The organism is Rhodococcus sp. RD6.2, from assembly GCF_001040705.1.
Lineage (GTDB): Bacteria > Actinomycetota > Actinomycetes > Mycobacteriales > Mycobacteriaceae > Rhodococcus_G.
In genome coordinates, this window is sequence record NZ_CVQP01000007.1 from 626,191 (window position 1) to 645,094 (window position 18,904).

The following is an 18,904-nucleotide window of genomic DNA, read 5'->3' on the forward strand; positions in this document are numbered from 1 at the left end:
TGTGGGGGTTGCCCCCCACAGCAGGTCCGGTTCGTTGCCGAGCTATGCGCGCGCAGCGGCGGCGGCACTCTGCTCGGTGAGCTTCCGCAGCCCGGCGGGGTAGGCCCGCTTGCCGATGAGCAGCGCGGCGATGGCGAGCACGTACACCAGCGGCGCCAGCTGCAGGGCGCCGAGCAGGCCCAGGTGGTCGGCGAGTACGCCGATCAGGAACGGACCGGTCGCGAGGCCGAGGATGTTGTTGGCGACGGTGAGGGATCCGAGCGCCGACGATCGGACCGACGGGTGGGTCAGGCTGGCCACCATCGCGGCGGTGGGCCCGGACGAGCCGGCCGAGAAGAACGCGCCGATGCCGAGCAGGATCAGCTGGGGCGCTCCGGTGTCCAGTGCGAATGCGCCGCCGAGCGCAGCGAGCGAGATGACGCAGAATGCGACGGCACTGGACCACTTGGCCGCCGGGTTGTTCCGGCCGACCCGGTCGGTGATCATGCCGCACACCACCATGCCGGTTCCGATGAGGAGCACGAACACCGAGGCGATGACGCCTGCCTTGTCGGGGGCCAGGCCGTAGTACCGGTTGAAGAAGCTGGGGGTCCAGGCGAGCAGCACGGCGGCGGTGAACATCTGGAGTCCGCCGCCGAGGTACGCGCACCAGACCGCCGGGTTCGTGAACAGCGTGGACACCGGCACGCGGATTCCGGCCGCCGCGGGCCCTGCGGTGTGCGGGTCCTGCTCGGTGTTGTACTCGGCCAGGCGGCGTTCGGTGACGACGGCGCGGAACACGGCCACGAGCAGGAGGCCGAGGACGGCCATCGCCGCGAACGACCACCGCCAGCTCAGGTGCACTGCGATCACGCCACCGAGCGAGACGCCGACGACCGAGCCGAACGATCCGCCTGCCATGAAGGCACCGCTCAACGTCGAGTGCACGCGGGGGGCGAACACGCTGAGCACCAACGCGATTCCGACGCTGCCGTAGGCGGCCTCGCCGACACCGACCAGGAACCGGGCGGCAAGCATCTGTTCGTAGTTTGCCGCGATCGCGCAGAACAGTGTCGCGACGCTCCAGACCACGGCCATGAGGACGAGACTGCGTACGCGGCCCCATCGGTCGGCCAGGAGCGAGAGCGGGAAGGTGAGCAGGCCGACCATGAGGGCCACGATGCTGGTGAGTGAGGCCAGCTGCGAATCCGTCAGGGCCCAGTCGGCTTTCAGGAACGGGAACACCGCGCTGAGTACCTGGCGGGACATGTAGTCCGACAGCAGGAGTGCGAATGTGAGTCCGAACACGGCCCAGGGGTAGATGCGCCTGCGGTTCCGTGTGCTGTTCATCGTCGGTCCCGGGCTGGTGGGATCGTCGGTCCCGAGCGGCTCGGGGGTCGTGGTGGTGGTGAGTCCCATTATTGCTCCTCGGGCGGGCAGGAATGTGGTGTCGGGTTGCGGAGCGACGGTCAGGACGCGGCGCGGCGGGACTCGAACGCGTCGAGTTCTTCCTCGAGGATGGGGACGCCCAGGTTGCAGGCGTGGATGCCGAGAACGCTCACCATCTGGAGAACCGTGAGGATCTCCTCTCGGGAGACCCCGAGTTCGAGAGCGGCCCGGATGTGCCGGCGCACTCCGGGTGCATACATGTGGGTGGCCGCGGCGTCGATGGCGATGCTGAGGAGTTCGACGAACTCGGGGGAGAACACGCCGCGCCGGATGGGTGTGGCGTTCATCGCCATGAACTGCTCGGTCCACTCGGGATCCCAGTCGGACAGGGTGTCCCACAGTGGGTTCCAGTTGCCGCTGCGACGCATCCCGTCGATGGTCGGGGTGTGCGGCGGTTCGGAGTTGGTGTTCATGCAGCACTCGTTTCACGCGTGGGGTGAATGGGGTGACGCAGGACGCGCCCCCCGCCGAAAGTGGCGTAGATCACGTTAGCGCGATCATCGGCTGCATTCTTATCCCTACGGGACGCAGTTCTGTGCATCTCGGGACACTCGGTGCGCATGGAAGGGCGCCGTGTGGCAGTTTCGCAAACTGCCTCCCGCCGTCACGCCAGTGATGTCAACATTGATGACAACATTGATGACAGCTTGCCCGTGAGTCCTTCTGGCCCCTGAGTGGACCAGAAGGACTCACGACAGGAGGGACACAACGAATGGTCGACGACGGTTCACGCACGCGGTTGACGCCCGAGGTGATCGTGGACGCCGCCGTTCGGATCGCCGCACGGGGCCGCCCGGACGGGCTGACCGGACGCGCGCTCGGCGAGGAGCTCGGGGTCGACCGGTCGGCGGTGTGGCGACACTTCGCCGACAAGGACGCGCTCCTGCGCGCGGTCGGCGACCGGCTGCTGACGATGGCGCACGAGCGCGTCCCCGCCGGGCTCGGCCCGAAGGAGCGGATGGAACACCTCGCAGGCGCGGTGATCGCGGTGTTCACCGAGCACCCCCACGTCGGCGCCGCCGTGGCCCCGCGCACCACCCGCGGCCCCGGCGAATTCGCCCTTGTCGAGATGATGCTCACCGCGCTCGACGAGCTGGGGCTCGAACCGGCGGATGTGGTCCGCTATCAGCGGATGCTGGCCGAGTCCGTGCTGTCGTACGCAGGGATGCGGGCCGGCTACGCGATCCTGCCGGACACGCTGCGCGCGGGCGATCAACGCGCCTGGGCCCACGAGTACGTGGGCGCGGACCCGGCGAGGTACCCCGCGATCGCCGCACACGCCCCCGCGCTCGCCGAGCTGAGCCCGGACCTGGTGCTCGACACCCTGATCGAGGCGTTCTGGACGGCCGTCGACGCCAAGGCCAACGCCGCGGCCACCCGCGAGCACGCTGACTGACCACGCCTGCACGGTGCCACCGACCCACCATCCCCGAGATCGAGGATCAGCCACGCATGACCGAGCCCAGCACCACCGCGATCGAGCCCCCCGCAGCCGAGGCCGGAGCCCCACGTAAGCGCTCTCGCCTGCGCACGGCCGCGATCGTCGTCCCGGTGGTCGCCGCGACGCTGGTGGCGGGGACCTATGCCGCCGCCGCTGTGCTCGAGATCCCGGCGCCGCCGACCCTGGTCCGACTACTGACCGAGGCACCGTCGAAGCAGGGCGAGCTGTACCCCTCGCGCGCGGTGGCGGCATCGCCCGATCCCACTCCGCTGCAGGCGAACCCGACTCCGCTGCCCGAGACGGTGCCGTGGAAGGGCGAGCAGATCCCGGTCGCGCAGTTCCTCGAGACCACCCACACCAACGCCTTCCTGGTCCTCCGCGACAGCGCCCTCACCCACGAGTGGTACCGCGACGGTGTCGAGGCCACGACGCCGCTGGCGTCGTGGTCGATGGCCAAGTCGGTCGTCGCGCTGATGATCGGGCAGGCGATCGACGCGGGCACGCTCCGCGAGGACAACCGGCTCGTCGATGTCCTGCCGGAGCTCGCGACCGGCGGCGAGTACGACTCCGTCACGGTGCGGGACCTGCTGGACATGACCGCGGGCGTCGATGTGTCCGAGAACTACAACCCGTACTGGCCGCTCACCGGCACGGCCCGGATGTACCTGACCCAGGACCTCGACGAATTCGTCGCCGACCACCGCGAGGTCACGTACACGCCTGGCAGCGAAGGCGACTACCGGAGCGTCGAGACCCAGCTCCTCGGACAGGTGCTGGCCCGGGTCGAGGGGAAGCCGCTCACCGAGCTGCTCGAGCGGAACCTGTGGGCCCCGATCGGCGCCGAGGACGGCGCTACCTGGAATCTCGACCGGCCCGGCGGCCAGGAAAAGGCGTTCTGTTGCCTCAACGCGACCGCCCGCGACTACGCCAAGATCGGCCGGCTCGTCCTCGACGGTGGGCGCGCAGGTGACACCCAGGTCGTCCCGCCCGCATGGATCGAACGCATCAGCACCCCTGCCCCGCACCGGGTCACGAACGAGAAGTGGGGTTACTCCGCGCAGTGGTGGCACCCCACCCCCGACAGCCCGGATCTGTCCGCGCTCGGAGTCTACGGCCAGTACACCTATGTCGACCCGGCCACCGGCACCGTCATCGTCAAGCTCAGCGACCACGGCACCGAGCAGGACGAGGAGGCGACGTTCGAGGTGTTCCGGGCGATCGCGGGCCGCTAGGCCTCCGAGCGGGTGCGCCACTCCCGGGGGCTCATGCCGAAGTGCCGGCTGAACCACCGGGAGAAGCTGCTGGGCGTGGAGAACGCGAGCATTTCGGAGATCTCGGTGAGCGAGTAGCGCCGGCTGCTCACCATGCGGTTCGCGAGTTCGGCCCGGGTCTCGTCGAGAACGGTGGTGAACGTCAACCCCGACTTGGCCAGGTGGCGGTGCACGGTGCGGCGGTCGACGCCGAGGCTGCGCGCGACCTGATCGACGGAGCAGCGTCCCGTCGGAAGGAGCAGTTCGACAAGCTCGCGGACTCGCGTGGTGGTCGTGGGTTCCTCGGGGACGGCGACGGTGTCGAGGACTTGGCGGACGTAGGACCGGAGCAGGGGGTCGGACAGCCTGTTGGGCTGGTCGAGGTCGCTGGTGTACGCGACGATTCCGGAGTATTCGGCCTCGAACCTCAGTGGTGCCCCGAACACCCGCCGATGGGTGGTGTCGTCCGCGGGTCGGGGGTGCTCGAAGCAGACCGACACGGGATGCCAACGCTCGCCCAGTAGTTGGGCGAGCAGTTGGTAGGTCGCAGTCACTGCCAGTTCGACGGACTGGCGAACGGGCATCGGCTCACCGGTGTCGACGTGGATCCGAATGGTCGAGAGCCCGTCGCGCTCCGACAGACGAATGTGCAGGGACTCGTTGAACATGTGCTGGTATCTGATCAGCAGGCGGACGGCGCCGCGGGCGTCGGGCTCCTCGCGCAGGCTGACGCTGAGCGGGCCAAGTGTCGAGAGGCGGCGACGGTCCGCGAGCTTGAGGGCGAAGTCCGGTCTGTCGGACACGGCGGCGGACAGTTCGAGCAGGCGCGCGACCGAGCCCGCGGGCACCCAACGGTCCTGCAGGTCGAGGCTCGCGGGGTCGAGATCGACGCTGCGCATCAGCTGGATCGGATCGAGTGACAGGGATCGGCTCAGGTCGATGTAGCCGGTCAGTGCGGCGTAGCGGGCGAGTGGCTTGCTCACGGCGGTCCCATTCTGTCGGGCCTGATCGTCCCGGCGTTGTCCCGAATCGGCAACAAATATGTCCCCTCAGGGTAAGTGTGATGGGCGACTCGTGGCTACTGTTGTGTCATCAACATCACAACACCGGCGGGTGAAACTCCGAAATGTGTTGTGGCTCAACGGGTGGATCCCGCCCCAGAACGGTACCGATCGAGGAGAACTCACATGGCACACGCGATCCGCTTCCACGAGACCGGCGGCCCCGAGGTCCTGAAGTGGGAGTCCGTCGAGGTCGGTGACCCGGGAGCCGGTGAGGTCCGCGTCCGGCACGAAGCCGTCGGACTGAACTTCGCGGACACCTACTTCCGGACCGGCCTGTACCCGGCTCCGCTGCCCGCGGGAATGGGTGTCGAGGCCGCCGGTGTCGTCGAGGCGGTCGGCGCCGGTGTCACCGGCTTCCGCGAAGGTGATCGCGTCACCTACACCGGTAGCCCCCTCGGTGCGTACAGCACGGAGCGTGTGATGCCGGCCGAGCACCTGATCGCCGTGCCCGACGGGATCGCACTCCAGACGGCGGCCGCAATGACCATGCGCGGCCTGACCACGTCCTACCTGCTGCGCCGGATCCATCCGCTCAGCGCAGGCGACACGGTGTTGCTGCACGCGGCGGCGGGCGGGGTTGGACTCATCTTCACCCAGTGGGCGAAGCTCTTGGGCGTCAACGTGATCGGCACCGTCTCCTCGGACGAGAAGGCCGCCGTTGCCCGGGCGCACGGTTGCAGTGAGGTCATCGTCTACACCCGGGAGAACGTCGCAGAGCGAGTTCGTGAGATCACGGAGGGCAAGGGCGTCCCGGTCGTGTACGACAGCATCGGGGCATCGACCTTCCAGTCGTCCATCGACTCGCTGGCACGGCGTGGCCTCCTCGTCGCCTTCGGTACCGCGTCCGGGCCGATCCCGCCGATCGACGCCATGCAGCTCGCGGTGAAGGGGTCGCTGTTCGTGACCCGCCCGGCTCTTGCGGACTACATCGCCGACCCGGCCGAGCGCTCCGAACTCGCGGGAGAGCTGTTCGACCACGTCGCCGCAGGCCGGATCTCCATCGAGATCAACCAGCAGTACGCGCTCGACGATGCCGTCCGTGCCCACCGGGACCTGGAAGCCGGCCGCAGCGTCGGCTCGTCGGTCTTCACCTGCTGAGACCAGTCCTCACCTGCCGAGAAAGCGAGACGACCATGACCGCCACCGTCGACATCGACTCCGGCCGCACCCGGATCACGATGGACGCCCGCCCGCTCACCTGCAGCCTCGGTGCCGAGGTGCACGGAGTGGACCTCGCCGAGGTCAGCCGCGACGACGACCGCTTCGCCGAACTGAAGGCGCTGCTGCTCGAGCACAAGGTCCTCTTCTTCCGTGACCAGGGCATGAGCCGTGCCGAGCACGTGACGCTCGCGGAACGGTTCGGTCCGCTCGAGGACCACCCCGTCCTCGGCAGCGACCCCGAACATCCCGGCCTGGTCCGGATCTACAAGGACCTCGACAGCCCGCGCGAGGCGTTCGAGAACTCATACCACTGCGATGCGACCTGGCGGGAGAACCCTCCGATGGGATCCGTGCTGCGGTGCGTCGAGGGTCCCGAGGTCGGGGGCGACACGATCTGGGTCAACATGGCCTTGGCCTACGAGCGGTTGCCCGAGCAGGTCAAGGAACGGATCGACGGACTGCGGGCACGTCACAGCATCGAGTCGTCCTTCGGTGCGCGGCTGCCGATGGAGAAGCGACTCGAACTCAGGGATCGCTTCCCGGACGCCGAGCATCCGGTGGTCCGTACCCACCCCGAGACCGGCGAGAAGGTCCTGTTCGTCAACAGCTTCACGACGCACCTGACGAACTTTCACACCGACGACAACATCCGGTGCGGCATCGACTACGCGCCAGGGGCTGGAGAGTTGCTGCGGTACCTGCAGAGCCAGGCGACCATCCCCGAGTACCAGGTGCGCTGGCACTGGACGCGCAACAGCGTCGCGATCTGGGACAACCGCTCGACCCAGCACTACGCCGTACAGGACTACTGGCCCGCGGTCCGAAAGATGGAGCGCGCAGGCATCGTCGGCGACCGCCCCTTCTGACCGCCCACTACATCCGAAGTCACCCAGCTACTCGAAACAGGAGTTCTGCCATGCATTTCCACGACGACGCATTCTTCCCGGAGAACCAGGACAAGCTGGTCATCACCGTCGCCCCGTACGGCCCGGAGTGGGCGGTCGAGGACTTCCCCGAGGATCTGCCGCTGACAATGGACGAGCACGTCCAGCAGGCGGTGGACTGCTTCGAGGCAGGCGCGACCGTGCTGCACATCCACGTCCGCGAGGAGGACGGCAAGGGCTCCAAGCGCCTGTCGAAGTTCAACGAGCTCCTCGGCCGCCTCCGCGAGGCCGTGCCGGAGATGATCCTGCAGGTCGGTGGCTCGATCTCGTTCGCGCCGGAAGGCGACGGCGCGGACGCGAAGTGGCTGCCGGACAACGTCCGGCACATGCTCGCCGAGCTGGATCCGAAGCCGGACCAGGTCACCATCGCGATCAACACCAGCCAGATGAACATCATGGAGCTGATGACGCCCGGCGACATCAAGGGCACCTCCCTGGAGAACGCCGACCTCGCTCACACCTACCGCGAGATGACCGTGCCCGCGGGTCCGGAGTGGGTCGAGGAGCACCTGCGTCGCCTGCAGGCCGCCGGTATCCAGCCGCACTTCCAGCTGTCGTCGATCCCGCAGCTCGAAACGGTGGAGCGGCTGATCCGTCGTGGTGTTTACACCGGCCCGCTGAACCTGACCTGGGTGGCGATCGGTGGCGGCTTCGACGGCCCGAACCCGTACAACATGATGCAGTTCGTCAATCGGGTGCCGGACGGCGCCTGCCTGACCCTCGAAACCCTGATGCGCAGTGTGCTGCCGGTGAACACGATGGCCATCGCGATGGGTCTGCACCCGCGGTGCGGCAACGAGGACAACCTGTGGGCGCCGAGCGGCGAGGTCAAGATCACCTCGGCCGAGCAGGTCCGTCAGTTGGTGCGCGTGGCCAAGGAGCTCGGCCGTGAGGTGGCGACGGCGAAGGAGGCCCGCGACATCTACAAGATCGGCACCACCTACAAGGATGCCGACGAGACCCTGGCCCAGCTCGGTTACGCGCCGAACCGTCAGCCCGGTCAGGTCGGCTTCACCCAGCACGCCTGAGACCTGCCCTTCGCGCCCGTGCGTGGTCTTCATCCCGACCGGGGTGAAGACCACGCACGGGCGGTGGAACCGCTCGCCACGTTTGGAGAACTGATGACCCGCACCGCAGACCCGACCGTCGTGATCGTGCCCGGACTCCGGGACCACGTCGCCGATCACTGGCAGACTCTGCTCGCCGCGAAGCTCGACCGCGTCGCCACCGTTCCGCCGCTCGAACACGACAAGCTGAGTCTGCGGGCCCGGGTCGAGGCGCTCGACGCGGTCCTGGCCGACATCGACGGACCGGTCGTCCTCGTCGCGCACAGCGCGGGCGTGATGATCACCGTGCACTGGGCGCAGCAGGCGACCCGCCCCGTCCAGGGTGCGCTGCTCGCCACCCCCGCCGACCTGGAACTGCCTCTGCCGGAGGGATATCCGACGACCGCCGACCTCGATCGCGGCGGCTGGCTTCCGCTCCCGCGACGACGACTGCCGTTCCCGAGCATCGTCGCTGCGAGCAGCAACGACCCGCTCGCGTCGTACCGCCGCATTGCGGGCCTCGCGGAGGTGTGGGGCAGCCGACTCGTCGACCTCGGCGAGGTGGGACACTTGAATCCCGGCTCCGGATACGGGTACTGGCCTCGAGCCGAGGAATTCGTGCGCGAGCTGACCGCGGAGACCGCGGCGGTGTCGTCGTGACCCGGGTGTTCGTGTCGGCCACCGACGCCGTCGCCGATATCCCCGACGGCGCATCACTCGCCGTCGGCGGATTCGGCCTGTGCGGCATCCCCGACGCCCTGATCGCTGCGCTCGCGGACGGCACCGCAACCGACCTCGAAGTGGTGTCGAACAACTGCGGAACCGACGGTCACGGTCTAGGACTTCTGCTGGAGAAGAAGAGGATCCGGCGTGTAACCGCATCCTATGTCGGCGAGAACCGGGAGTTCGCGCGCCAATACCTGGACGGCGAGCTCGAAGTGGAGCTGTCGCCGCAGGGGACGCTCGCCGAGCGGCTGCGGGCGGGCGGCGCGGGCATTCCCGCATTCTTCACGCCGGCGGGAGTCGGAACTCCGGTGTCCGAGGGCGGGTTGCCCTGGCGATACGCGTCCGACGGTTCCGTCGAGGTGGCGTCGCCGCCGAAGGAGACCCGCGAGTACAGGGGCAGGCGTTACCTGCTCGAGGAGTCGATCACCACCGACTACGCCCTGGTGCACGCGGCGATCGGGGACACCGCGGGAAATCTGGTGTTCAACCTCGCCGCACGCAACTTCAATCCACTCGCCGCGATGGCGGGCCGGGTGTGCATCGCCCAGGTCGAGACGCTGGTCGAGCCCGGAGTACTGGATCCGGGAATGGTGCACCTGCCGGGGATTTTCGTGGACCGGGTGGTCTGCACCGGACGGCAGGACAAGCAGATCGAGAAGCGCACCGTGGCGTCACGCCAAGACGCCGCCCACCGCCAGAGGGACGGAGTTCCCGCATGACCGCCACGCTCACCGCCGTCACCGGGTGGACCCGCGAGCAGATGGCGGCTCGCGTCGCCTCCGAGCTGACCGACGGGGACTACGTCAACCTCGGAATCGGTCTTCCCACGTTGATTCCCAACCACCTTCCGTCCGGCCTCGACGTGACTCTGCACAGTGAGAACGGGATCCTCGGCACCGGGCCGTACCCGGACGAGGACCAGGTGGACGCGGATCTGATCAACGCGGGCAAGGAAACCGTCACGGTCAACGCAGGCTCCGCGTTCTTCGACTCCGCGCTCTCCTTCGGGATGATCCGCGGCGGGCACATCGACGTCGCCGTGCTCGGCGGCATGCAGGTGTCGGCGTCGGGGGATCTGGCCAACTGGATGGTGCCCGGCAAGATGGTGAAGGGCATGGGCGGGGCGATGGACCTCGTGCACGGCGCCAAGAAGGTGATCGTCCTGATGGATCACACCGACAAGGAGGGGAATTCGAAGATCGTGCATACGTGCACGCTTCCCCTGACCGGGCAGGGTGTCGTCCATCGGATCGTGACCAACCTGGCCGTCATCGACGTCACCGCAACGGGGTTGGTGCTGCGGGAGCGCGCTCCCGGTGTGACGGTGGACGAAGCGCTCGCGGCCACCGACGCGCACCTACAGGTGACGTCACCGTCTGCCGGCCGCGACGGAGCGGATGCATCGTGCTGAATCTGTGCCTCCTGCTGGAGGATTCCGCCCGACGCCACCCGGATCGGGACGCGCTGGTCCTCGGCGATGCGAGGATGACGTACGCGGAGCTCGACGCCCGCTCGAATCGGGTCGCCAACCTGCTCGGAGCGCGGGGCGTCGGCCCCGGTGACCGGGTGGCGATGTCGCTGCCGAATGTGCCCGAGTTTCCGGTCGTCTACTACGGGATCCTCAAGGCAGGCGCCGTCGTCGTCCCACTGAACACCATGCTCAAGGGCCGCGAGATCGCCTATCACCTGCAGGATTCCGGGGCCTCCGCCTACTTCTGCGCCGAGGGCACCGCCGACCTGCCGATCGGCGAGTACGCGCGCGCCGGTGTCGCTTCCGCGTCGACGTGCCGCGACCTGTTCGTCGTGTCCGGGGATTCGGACATCGTCGTGAGGGACGGTGAGTCGTCGTTCGAGATGGCGCTCGCCGAGCAGTCGGCCGAGTACACGTCGGCGTTGACGGGTCCCGACGACACCGCGGTCGTCCTCTACACCAGCGGGACCACGGGCAAGCCCAAGGGTGCCGAGTTGTCGCACGCCAACATGGTGTTGAACGCGGTGACCGCGAATCGAATCTTCGACAGCAATCCGGTCCGGCGGGACACCGCGCTGGTGACGCTTCCGCTGTTCCATTCGTTCGGGCAGACGGTCGTGATGAATGCGGGCGTCGCCGTCGGCGCGACACTGGTACTGCTGCCCCGATTCGAGGCAGGCGCCGCCCTGCGGCTCCTGGTGGACGAGGCGGTCACCGTCTTCGCGGGGGTCCCGACCATGTACTGGGCGCTGCTCGGTGCACTCGACAGCCCGGACTGCACGGTCGACGTCGCGCGTATCGCCGCCACGATCCGCTGCGCCATCTCCGGTGGCGCGGCTCTTCCCGTGGACATCCTGACCCGGTTCGCCGAACGATTCGGGGTGCAGATCCTCGAGGGCTACGGCCTGTCCGAGACCTCGCCGCTGGCCCTGTTCAGCGATCCCGAACGCGATCCACGACCGGGGTCGATCGGGGTGCCGGTGTGGGGGATCCAGGCGAGGCTCGTCGACGACGACTGGAACACCGTCTCGGGCTCCGACCAGGTCGGGGAGATCGCGCTCCGCGGTCACAACGTGATGAAGGGCTACCTGAACCGACCGGAGGCGACCGCCGAGGTCGTGCGGGACGGTTGGTTCCGGACCGGCGACCTCGCCCGCCGCGACGACGACGGTTTCTACTACATCGTCGACCGCGCCAAGGACCTGATCGTTCGTGGCGGCTTCAACGTGTATCCGCGTGAGGTCGAGGAAGTCCTGATGTCGCACGAGGCGGTGTCGCTCGCCGCCGTGATCGGGGTGCCGCACCCCAGTCACGGTGAGGAGGTGAAGGCGGTGGTCATCCTCGAACCCGGCTCCGAGATCGACGAGTCCGAACTGATCGCGTGGAGCCGTGACCGGATGGCCGGCTACAAGTACCCGCGCAGCATCGATTTCGTCGCCGCACTGCCGATGACGGCGACCGGCAAGATCCTCAAACGCGAACTCGCCGCACGAGTCTGACGAGGTCGCCTGCGGGGCCCTCCAGTTGGCGGGGCGGGCGCCACACGGCGCGCAGGGTGCGGTCGAGGTCGAGTCCGTCGACCTCGACCACCCTCAGTTCCCCCGAGGCCACCTGGGTGGACACGGCGAGGGTGCTCAGCACGGCCGGGCCGACTCCGCCCAGAACACTGGTCCGCACGGCGGCGCCGCTTCCCAGTTCGAGAAGTGGTGCCGCCCTGTTGTATTCGTGCAACGCAAGGTCGAGTGTCGTACGGGTTCCCGATCCGGGTTCGCGGACGACGAGCGGCGTCGCCGCGAGCTCGGCGATTGTCAGCGGGCGCCGTCTGCGTGCCCACGGGTGACCCGGGTCGACGACCACCACCAACCGGTCGCGCGCAACGGCGATGCTGTGCAGTCCGCGCGGGACGGTCGGCGATTCGACGAAGCCGACGTCGCAGGAACCCTCGGTGACGTCGTCGAACACCTGGGTCGAGTTGCGTACCTGCAGGTGAAGCGTGACATCCGGTGTCATCCGCCGGAACTGTCCGAGCCAGGCGGGCATCAGGTGCTCCGCCACCGTCATGCTCGCGCTGACCGTCAGTTCGGCGGCGCGCTTCTCGCGCATGCCTGCGGCGACGTCGAGCAGTTGCCTGGCTTCGCCGAGCACGCGCCGGGACCAGTGTGCGAGCACCGTCCCTTCCGGTGTCAATGTCGAACCCGTCGGTTTGCGCTGGAGTAGTGGAGTGCCCACCTGTGCCTCGAGTCGCTTGATCGCGCGACTGGCGTTGGGCTGTGCCATTCCCGCGACTCGCGCTGCTGCGCTGAGGCTTCCGTGATCATCCACGCCGACGAGGAGATCCAGAACGTCGAGATCCGGCCACTCGGTGAACATGCAGAAAGCATATGCCTCAGCCGATTGACATATCAAGACGATATGGGGGCATGGTGAGATGACGGCTACCGGGCGCGCACAGGATGCAGCAGAGTGATCGACATGTCCAGTGATGTGCGCACCAAGCCGGAATCGAGTGCCGATCGGCAGGGTCGACAGACCGCCGAGCGGTCGCGAGCGGTCGGCGTCACGGCGGGTGTCGCGCTGTGCGTCACCGGCGCCGCGATCGCCATGGGGATCGGCCGGCTCGTCCCCGCCGTCAACCCGATGCTCATCGCGATCGTCGCGGGAGCACTTGTCGCGAACCTCGTCACGGTGCCCGCCTGGATCAAGCCGGGACTCGACTTCTCCGCCAAGCGACTGCTGCGGGTCGGGGTGGCGCTGCTCGGACTTCAGTTGATGTTCAGTGACGTCATCGGGCTCGGGTGGGGAGTGATCGCCGTCGTGGTCGCGATCGTCGTGCTCGGCATCACCGGCACCATGTACGTGGGCAAGCTGCTCGGCCTGTCGTGGACACAGCGCATCCTCATCGCCTGCGGCTTCTCCATCTGCGGTGCTGCCGCAGTCGCGGCAACGGACGGTGTCGTCTCTGCGAAGGAGGAGGAACTCCTCACCTCGGTCGCTCTGGTCGTCGTGTTCGGCACCCTGATGATCCCGGCGATCCCGCTGCTGTCGGACGTGCTCGGCCTGAGCGAACGGCAGGCGGGCATGTGGGCCGGCGGCTCGATCCACGAGGTCGCGCAGGTCGTCGCGGCAGGCGGCATGATCGGCGGCAGCGCGCTCGCCGTCGCGACGGTGGTCAAGCTCGCTCGCGTCCTGATGCTGGCGCCGGTGATGGCCTACCTCGGTGCCCGGCAGCGCCGCGCCGCGAAGGGCGGCGACGCGGAAGGCACCCGGCCGCCGCTGGTTCCCGTCTTCGTCCTCGGCTTCCTCGGCTGCGTGGCGCTGCGCTCCTCCGGACTGCTGCCCGATGAGGCGCTCGACCTGGCCCGGCTCGCCCAGACCGCGCTGCTGACCACCGCGATGTTCGCCCTCGGCCTCGGTGTCCGGGTGAGCCTCCTGCGGGCGGTCGGACCGCGCCCCTTCGTCCTGGCCGCAGCGTCCACCGTCTGGGTCGCGGGCATCGCACTGGTGGGCACACTGCTGGTCGCGTGAACCCGACCCCGGACGCCGTCCACGCCACACCTAATGTGACCGGCGTGACTGCGAACCGCGAGACCGTCGAACTGCGAGGCACCGCCGGCGCGATCGTCGCCGACCGCTGGACCCCGGTGACCGGGTCCGGTGACCGCGGCGCGGTCGTGATGCTGCATGGCGGCGGTCAGACGCGGCACTCCTGGAATCGGGCCGCCGCCGGAATCGCCGCCGACGGCTGGACCGTCCACACGCTCGATGCCCGCGGCCACGGCGACAGCGACTGGGCGCCGGACGGCGACTACCGGATCGGCGGGTTCATCGACGACCTGCTCGCGGTGATCGAGCAACTGGGGGAACCGCCCGTGCTGTTCGGGGCGTCGCTCGGCGGGATGACGGGGCTGATCGCGGAGGGTGAGCATCCGGGTTCGGTTCGCGGCCTCGTCCTCGTCGACATCACGCCGAAGGTCGAACCGGAAGGCGTCGAACGGATCACCGCGTTCATGAAGGGCAGGCCCGACGGGTTCGCCGATCTCGACGAGGTCGCGGCCGCGGTCGCCGCGTACCAACCGCACCGGACCCGGCCCTCGAACATCGAGGGGTTGCGCCGCAACCTCCGGGAACGCGAGGACGGCCGACTGTTCTGGCACTGGGATCCCGCGTTCACCGAGCCGCGCGACGACGGCGAGACACCGGTCGCCCCGCACGCCCGGATGGTCGAGGCGGCGCGGCTCGTCGAGGTTCCGACCCTGCTGGTGCACGGCGGCCGGTCCGACATCGTCAGCGACGACGGCGTCGCCGAGTTGCTGGAACTGATCCCGCACGCGTCCGCGGTCAACGTCGCGGAAGCGGGGCACATGGTCGCGGGCGACGACAACGCCGTGTTCGTCGCCGAGGCGGGAGGGTTCCTCGACGCCCTCGGGGCAGCCCACCGCGCAGGGTAGGTGCACCCCTCGGCGCGACGTCACGCGATGATGATGCGCACGACGATGTCGCGTCGCACCCGCGACGACGAGTCGCGAAGCGAAGAGGAGAAAACGCACATGGCCTTCGCAGGCAACGTGGACGAACTGGCTCTGCTCCAGACGGTCCGTCTCAAGGAATCGGTGACGGCACCGGCACTCGCCGCCCAGTTGGGCGTCACGGAGTCGTCCGCGCAGGCCGCGCTGACCGCACTCGTCGAGATGGGTCGCGCCACCGACGACGCAGGCGCGGTCTCGTTGACGGACGCGGGGCTCGCGGAGTTGGAGAACCAGCTCGACGCCGAGCGCGTCTCCATCGACGAGTTCCTGTTCGCCGAGGTTGTCGAGCGGTTCGAGCCGCTCGACGCCGAGTTCGCCGATGCCGAGGGCGACGCCGAGAAGCTCGCCGACCTCGACCGCCGCGCCGAGGGCGTGTTCGACGACGTCTCCGCCTACGTGCCGCGCCTCGCCCGGTACCAGGAGCTGCTGTCCGGAGCCGTCGACGACCCGGACGCCTACGCCGTGGTGTGGTCCGAGCTGCGCCAGGAGATCCTCAGCGCCGCCGCCAACTGATCGAAACCATGTGACGCGGCTCACCCCACCCCCTTTCGGGGGTATTGCGGGGGTGAGCCGCGTCACTACTTTTTCTCCCAGCCCCGGCGATCCCGCCGGGCCCAGCTGTGAGAGAAGGACCCATGTCGACTGTGTCGCAGAGTTCGGCACCAGGAACGGGAACGCGGCCACCGGCCGTTCCCGGGGCCGCGAAGTCGTCCGGCACCGGGACGAGCGTTCGCCGCGTTGCCGTCGCCAGTTGCATCGGCACCACGATCGAGTTCTACGACTTCTTCATCTACGGGACGGCCGCCGCGCTGGTCTTCCCGACCGTGTTCTTCCCTGCGCTCGGATCCACCGCCGGAACGGTCGCGTCGTTCGCGACGTTCGCGGTCGCGTTCTTCGCGCGGCCGGTCGGGGCGATGCTGTTCGGGCACTATGGCGACCGGATCGGCCGTAAGAAGACGCTGGTCTCGACGCTGCTGCTCATGGGCATCTCGACGCTGCTGATCGGTCTTCTCCCGAGTGCCGAGACGATCGGCGTCGCGGCCCCGCTGATCCTGGTCCTCCTGAGGTTCGCGCAGGGCTTCGCAGTCGGCGGCGAGTGGGCGGGTGCGACACTGCTCACCGCGGAATACGCACCCCCAGGCAAGCGCGGTTTGTACGCGATGTTCCCGCAGCTCGGCCCGGCCATCGCCTTCATCCTGTCGTCCGGCACCTTCCTGGTCACCGGGGCCGTGCTCGGCGACACCAACGACGCCTTCCTGAACTGGGGCTGGCGGGTGCCGTTCCTGTTCTCCATCGTGCTCGTCGGCATCGGCCTCTACATGCGCCTCGCCATCGAGGAGACCCCTGTCTTCCGGGCCAACCAGGCCGAGCGGGCCAACCAGGCCGACCAGCCCGCCCAGAAGCTGCCGTTCGCCGACGCGTGGCGCTACCAGAGCAAGGAGATCCTGCTCTCGGCCGGTGCGCTGGCGACCCTGTTCGCGTTCTTCTACCTCGGCACCGCGTTCCTCACCAGCTACGGCACCAAGACGCTCGGCTTCTCGCGTCCCTTCGTCCTCTCGGTCGGCATCGCGTCGGCCGTCGTGTTCGGCGCCGCGATCGTCGTCTCCGCGCTGTACTCGGACCGTATCGGTCGCCGCAAGGTGATCATGGGCTCCTGCGTCGCCGCCCTGGTCTGGGCGCTCGCCCTGTTCCCGATCCTCGACACGGGCACCCCCGCCGCGTTCGTGATCGGCATGTTCGGCACCCTCGCGATCTTCGGTGTCGCCTACGGTCCGTGTGGGGCACTGCTGCCCGAGATGTTCGCGACCCGCTACCGCTACACCGGCGCCGGACTCGGCTACAACCTCGCCGGCGTGCTCGGTGGGGCGATCCCGCCGCTGATCGCGGCGCCCCTCGCTGCCTCGTTCGGCGGCATCGCGATCGGCGTGATGCTCGCGGCACTCGCGGTGCTCAGCTTCTTCTGCACCCGAGCGCTGGTCGAGACCAAGGATCTCGCGCTCTGACATGTGCCGCCGGGTGGGTGTGCAGTTCCTGGACAGTTGCCTGCACCCCGCCCGGCGGACCATGTCTGTGCCCCGATCATTTGTGTGCTCTGCATCACAGGACGCGAGTACTTTCGACGATGAACCGCCCGCAGCCGACCGGCAGGGCGCGAGGAGGATGGACGATGACCCGGAACGTGCCCGACACGGCGCAACAGTCGAGTGCGCTGCCCAGCTACACCTCGGGTGTGTGGGACGCCCCGATGCTGGGGGACACGATCGGCGACAACCTCGACCGCACGGTGGCCGCCCACGGTGACCGCGACGCCCTCGTCGACGTGGCCTCCGGTCGGCGGTGGACGTACGCGGAGTTCGCCGCCGAGGTGAACGGGCTGGCCGCGGGACTGCTGGGGCGAGGTGTCCGCAAGGGCGACCGGGTCGGGATCTGGTCGCCGAACTGCCCGGAATGGACGCTGGTGCAGTACGCGACCGCGAAGATCGGCGCCATCCTCGTCAACATCAACCCCGCCTACCGGTCCCACGAACTGCAGTACGTGCTGGAGCAGGCCGGGATCACGATGCTGATCTCCGCGGCGAGCTTCAAGACCTCCGACTACGCGGCGATGATCGAGCAGGTTCGACCGAACTGTCCCGACCTGACGTCCGTTGTCCTCATCGGCCGCGACGAGTGGCAGACGCTCGTCGCCGACGGCCTCGCCGCGCACGCCGCCGATCCGGCCGCGGTGGCCGCCGCGCAGGCGGACCTGTCGATGGACGACCCCATCAACATCCAGTACACGTCGGGGACAACGGGTTTCCCCAAGGGTGCGACCCTCAGTCACCACAACATCCTCAACAACGGCTACTTCGTCGGCGAGTTGTGCCACTACACCGAGGCCGACCGGGTGTGCATTCCGGTGCCGTTCTACCACTGCTTCGGAATGGTGATGGGCAACCTGGCCTGCACCAGTCACGGTGCGGCGATGGTGATTCCGGCCCCGGCTTTCGACCCGAAGGCCACCCTCGAGGCCGTCCAGGCCGAGCGCTGCACGTCCCTGTACGGGGTGCCGACGATGTTCATCGCCGAACTCGCCGAACCGGACTTCGACTCCTACGACCTGTCCAGCCTGCGCACCGGGATCATGGCAGGCTCGCCGTGTCCGGTGGAGGTGATGAAGCAGGTGATCGAGCGGATGGGTATGTCCGAGGTGTCGATCTGTTACGGGATGACCGAGACGTCGCCGGTGTCGCTGCAGACCCGTTCGGACGACAGTATCGATCAGCGGGTGTCCACGGTCGGGCGGGTGGGTCCGCACCTGGAGGTCAAGATCGTCGACCCGGCAACGGGTTTGACGGTCCGGCGCGGGCAGCCTGGTGAGCTGTGCACCCGTGGCTACTCGGTGATGCTGGGTTACTGGAACAACCCGGAGAAGACGGCCGAAGCGATCGACGCGGCCAGGTGGATGCACACCGGGGACATCGGCGTCATGGACGCCGACGGTTACGTTGCGATCACCGGGCGCATCAAGGACATGGTCATCCGGGGTGGCGAGAACATCTACCCCCGTGAGATCGAGGAGTTCCTCTACACCCATCCCGACGTGCTCGACGCGCAGGTGATCGGTGTGCCGGACGCGAAGTACGGCGAGGAACTCATGGTGTGGGTCCGGATGCGCGAGGGAGCCCCCGATCTCGACGCCGAGTCGTTGCGCGCCTACTGCGCCGGCAAGCTCGCGCACTACAAGATCCCCCGGTACGTGCACGTCGTGGACGAGTTCCCGATGACCGTCACCGGAAAGGTCCGCAAGATCGAGATGCGGGAGAAGTCGGTCGAACTGCTCGGAGGCAGGTGAGACGGTGACGGG

The 18,904-nt window shown here is 68.3% G+C and carries 18 protein-coding genes; 14 read left to right on the forward strand and 4 right to left on the reverse strand.

Going from position 1 to position 18,904, the window contains the following annotated elements:
* Positions 1-42: 42 nt before the first annotated feature.
* The gene (locus RHCRD62_RS16500; protein ID WP_050065748.1) at positions 43-1,398 is read right to left on the reverse strand and encodes an MFS transporter; all 1,356 of its coding nucleotides are present in this window, start codon (positions 1,396-1,398) and stop codon (positions 43-45) included.
* Positions 1,399-1,448: 50 nt separating this feature from the next.
* Positions 1,449-1,841 (reverse strand): carboxymuconolactone decarboxylase family protein, encoded by a 393-nt coding sequence (locus RHCRD62_RS16505; protein ID WP_050065749.1) that lies wholly within the window; start codon positions 1,839-1,841, stop codon positions 1,449-1,451.
* Between the two features lie 299 nt (positions 1,842-2,140).
* Here RHCRD62_RS16505 and RHCRD62_RS16510 point away from each other — a divergent pair, with 299 nt between their 5' ends.
* Both RHCRD62_RS16510 and RHCRD62_RS16515 read left to right on the forward strand, forming a co-directional pair.
* Complete coding sequence (locus tag RHCRD62_RS16510; protein WP_050065750.1) at positions 2,141-2,824, forward strand: TetR/AcrR family transcriptional regulator; 684 nt, start codon at positions 2,141-2,143, stop codon at positions 2,822-2,824.
* Between the two features lie 56 nt (positions 2,825-2,880).
* Positions 2,881-4,101 (forward strand): serine hydrolase domain-containing protein, encoded by a 1,221-nt coding sequence (locus tag RHCRD62_RS16515; protein ID WP_050065751.1) that lies wholly within the window; start codon positions 2,881-2,883, stop codon positions 4,099-4,101.
* On the opposite strand, the gene RHCRD62_RS16520 is transcribed toward RHCRD62_RS16515, so the two are convergent.
* Positions 4,098-5,102 carry an AraC family transcriptional regulator gene (locus tag RHCRD62_RS16520; RefSeq protein WP_050065752.1) on the reverse strand — a complete coding sequence of 335 codons (1,005 nt, stop codon included), beginning with the start codon at positions 5,100-5,102 and terminating at the stop codon, positions 4,098-4,100. The two genes, RHCRD62_RS16515 and RHCRD62_RS16520, sit on opposite strands and share 4 nt — an antisense overlap.
* A 204-nt stretch (positions 5,103-5,306) precedes the next feature.
* Here RHCRD62_RS16520 and RHCRD62_RS16525 point away from each other — a divergent pair, with 204 nt between their 5' ends.
* The 7 genes from RHCRD62_RS16525 to RHCRD62_RS16555 all read left to right on the forward strand — a co-directional run bounded on the left by RHCRD62_RS16525 (position 5,307) and on the right by RHCRD62_RS16555 (position 12,030).
* The gene (locus RHCRD62_RS16525) at positions 5,307-6,281 is read left to right on the forward strand and encodes a quinone oxidoreductase family protein (protein WP_050065753.1); all 975 of its coding nucleotides are present in this window, start codon (positions 5,307-5,309) and stop codon (positions 6,279-6,281) included.
* Positions 6,282-6,316: 35 nt separating this feature from the next.
* Positions 6,317-7,210 carry a TauD/TfdA dioxygenase family protein gene (locus RHCRD62_RS16530; RefSeq protein WP_050065754.1) on the forward strand — a complete coding sequence of 298 codons (894 nt, stop codon included), beginning with the start codon at positions 6,317-6,319 and terminating at the stop codon, positions 7,208-7,210.
* 50 nt (positions 7,211-7,260) lie between these two features.
* Positions 7,261-8,316, forward strand: a complete 1,056-nt coding sequence (locus RHCRD62_RS16535) for a beta-keto acid cleavage family enzyme (RefSeq protein WP_050065755.1) — start codon at positions 7,261-7,263, stop codon at positions 8,314-8,316.
* 93 nt (positions 8,317-8,409) lie between these two features.
* A complete protein-coding gene (locus RHCRD62_RS16540) occupies positions 8,410-8,994 on the forward strand; it encodes an RBBP9/YdeN family alpha/beta hydrolase (protein ID WP_050065891.1) in 585 nt (194 codons plus the stop codon).
* A complete protein-coding gene (locus tag RHCRD62_RS16545) occupies positions 8,991-9,779 on the forward strand; it encodes a CoA transferase subunit A (protein ID WP_050065756.1) in 789 nt (262 codons plus the stop codon). The genes RHCRD62_RS16540 and RHCRD62_RS16545 overlap by 4 nt, the downstream gene beginning before the upstream one ends.
* The gene (locus tag RHCRD62_RS16550; protein WP_050065757.1) at positions 9,776-10,471 is read left to right on the forward strand and encodes a CoA transferase subunit B; all 696 of its coding nucleotides are present in this window, start codon (positions 9,776-9,778) and stop codon (positions 10,469-10,471) included. The genes RHCRD62_RS16545 and RHCRD62_RS16550 overlap by 4 nt, the downstream gene beginning before the upstream one ends.
* Positions 10,465-12,030: a long-chain-fatty-acid--CoA ligase gene (locus RHCRD62_RS16555; RefSeq protein ID WP_050065758.1), complete on the forward strand. Its 1,566-nt coding sequence runs from the start codon at positions 10,465-10,467 to the stop codon at positions 12,028-12,030. Before RHCRD62_RS16550 ends, RHCRD62_RS16555 begins: the two co-directional genes overlap by 7 nt.
* On the opposite strand, the gene RHCRD62_RS16560 is transcribed toward RHCRD62_RS16555, so the two are convergent.
* Entirely contained in the window at positions 12,002-12,901 is a 900-nt protein-coding gene (locus tag RHCRD62_RS16560) for a LysR family transcriptional regulator (protein ID WP_050065759.1), read from the reverse strand. The two genes, RHCRD62_RS16555 and RHCRD62_RS16560, sit on opposite strands and share 29 nt — an antisense overlap.
* Positions 12,902-13,003: 102 nt before the next feature.
* On the opposite strand from RHCRD62_RS16560, the gene RHCRD62_RS16565 reads away from it, so the two are divergent.
* The 5 genes from RHCRD62_RS16565 (at position 13,004) to RHCRD62_RS16585 (ending at position 18,892) form a co-directional block, all read left to right on the forward strand.
* Positions 13,004-14,056, forward strand: coding sequence for a YeiH family protein (locus RHCRD62_RS16565; protein WP_050065892.1), 1,053 nt, complete (start codon positions 13,004-13,006; stop codon positions 14,054-14,056).
* A gap of 44 nt (positions 14,057-14,100) precedes the next feature.
* On the forward strand, positions 14,101-14,979 hold the full coding sequence (locus RHCRD62_RS16570) for an alpha/beta fold hydrolase (RefSeq protein WP_050065893.1): 879 nt from the start codon (positions 14,101-14,103) through the stop codon (positions 14,977-14,979).
* A gap of 99 nt (positions 14,980-15,078) precedes the next feature.
* Entirely contained in the window at positions 15,079-15,570 is a 492-nt protein-coding gene (locus tag RHCRD62_RS16575) for a hypothetical protein (protein ID WP_050065894.1), read from the forward strand.
* Positions 15,571-15,692: 122 nt separating this feature from the next.
* Complete coding sequence (locus RHCRD62_RS16580; protein ID WP_050065760.1) at positions 15,693-17,060, forward strand: MFS transporter; 1,368 nt, start codon at positions 15,693-15,695, stop codon at positions 17,058-17,060.
* Between the two features lie 242 nt (positions 17,061-17,302).
* Positions 17,303-18,892, forward strand: coding sequence for an AMP-binding protein (locus RHCRD62_RS16585; RefSeq protein ID WP_084734324.1), 1,590 nt, complete (start codon positions 17,303-17,305; stop codon positions 18,890-18,892).
* Positions 18,893-18,904 lie beyond the last annotated feature (12 nt).

Excerpts from the sequence above, each read along its gene's own strand:
- RHCRD62_RS16500 (WP_050065748.1), bottom strand. The coding sequence starts at position 1,398 with ATGGGACTCACCACCACCACGACCCCCGAGCCGCTCGGGACCGACGAT.
- RHCRD62_RS16505 (WP_050065749.1), bottom strand. The coding sequence starts at position 1,841 with ATGAACACCAACTCCGAACCGCCGCACACCCCGACCATCGACGGGATG.
- RHCRD62_RS16510 (WP_050065750.1), top strand. The coding sequence starts at position 2,141 with ATGGTCGACGACGGTTCACGCACGCGGTTGACGCCCGAGGTGATCGTG.
- RHCRD62_RS16515 (WP_050065751.1), top strand. The coding sequence starts at position 2,881 with ATGACCGAGCCCAGCACCACCGCGATCGAGCCCCCCGCAGCCGAGGCC.
- RHCRD62_RS16525 (WP_050065753.1), top strand. The coding sequence starts at position 5,307 with ATGGCACACGCGATCCGCTTCCACGAGACCGGCGGCCCCGAGGTCCTG.
- RHCRD62_RS16530 (WP_050065754.1), top strand. The coding sequence starts at position 6,317 with ATGACCGCCACCGTCGACATCGACTCCGGCCGCACCCGGATCACGATG.
- RHCRD62_RS16535 (WP_050065755.1), top strand. The coding sequence starts at position 7,261 with ATGCATTTCCACGACGACGCATTCTTCCCGGAGAACCAGGACAAGCTG.
- RHCRD62_RS16540 (WP_050065891.1), top strand. The coding sequence starts at position 8,410 with ATGACCCGCACCGCAGACCCGACCGTCGTGATCGTGCCCGGACTCCGG.
- RHCRD62_RS16550 (WP_050065757.1), top strand. The coding sequence starts at position 9,776 with ATGACCGCCACGCTCACCGCCGTCACCGGGTGGACCCGCGAGCAGATG.
- RHCRD62_RS16560 (WP_050065759.1), bottom strand. The coding sequence starts at position 12,901 with ATGTTCACCGAGTGGCCGGATCTCGACGTTCTGGATCTCCTCGTCGGC.
- RHCRD62_RS16565 (WP_050065892.1), top strand. The coding sequence starts at position 13,004 with ATGTCCAGTGATGTGCGCACCAAGCCGGAATCGAGTGCCGATCGGCAG.
- RHCRD62_RS16575 (WP_050065894.1), top strand. The coding sequence starts at position 15,079 with ATGGCCTTCGCAGGCAACGTGGACGAACTGGCTCTGCTCCAGACGGTC.
- RHCRD62_RS16580 (WP_050065760.1), top strand. The coding sequence starts at position 15,693 with ATGTCGACTGTGTCGCAGAGTTCGGCACCAGGAACGGGAACGCGGCCA.
- RHCRD62_RS16585 (WP_084734324.1), top strand. The coding sequence starts at position 17,303 with ATGCTGGGGGACACGATCGGCGACAACCTCGACCGCACGGTGGCCGCC.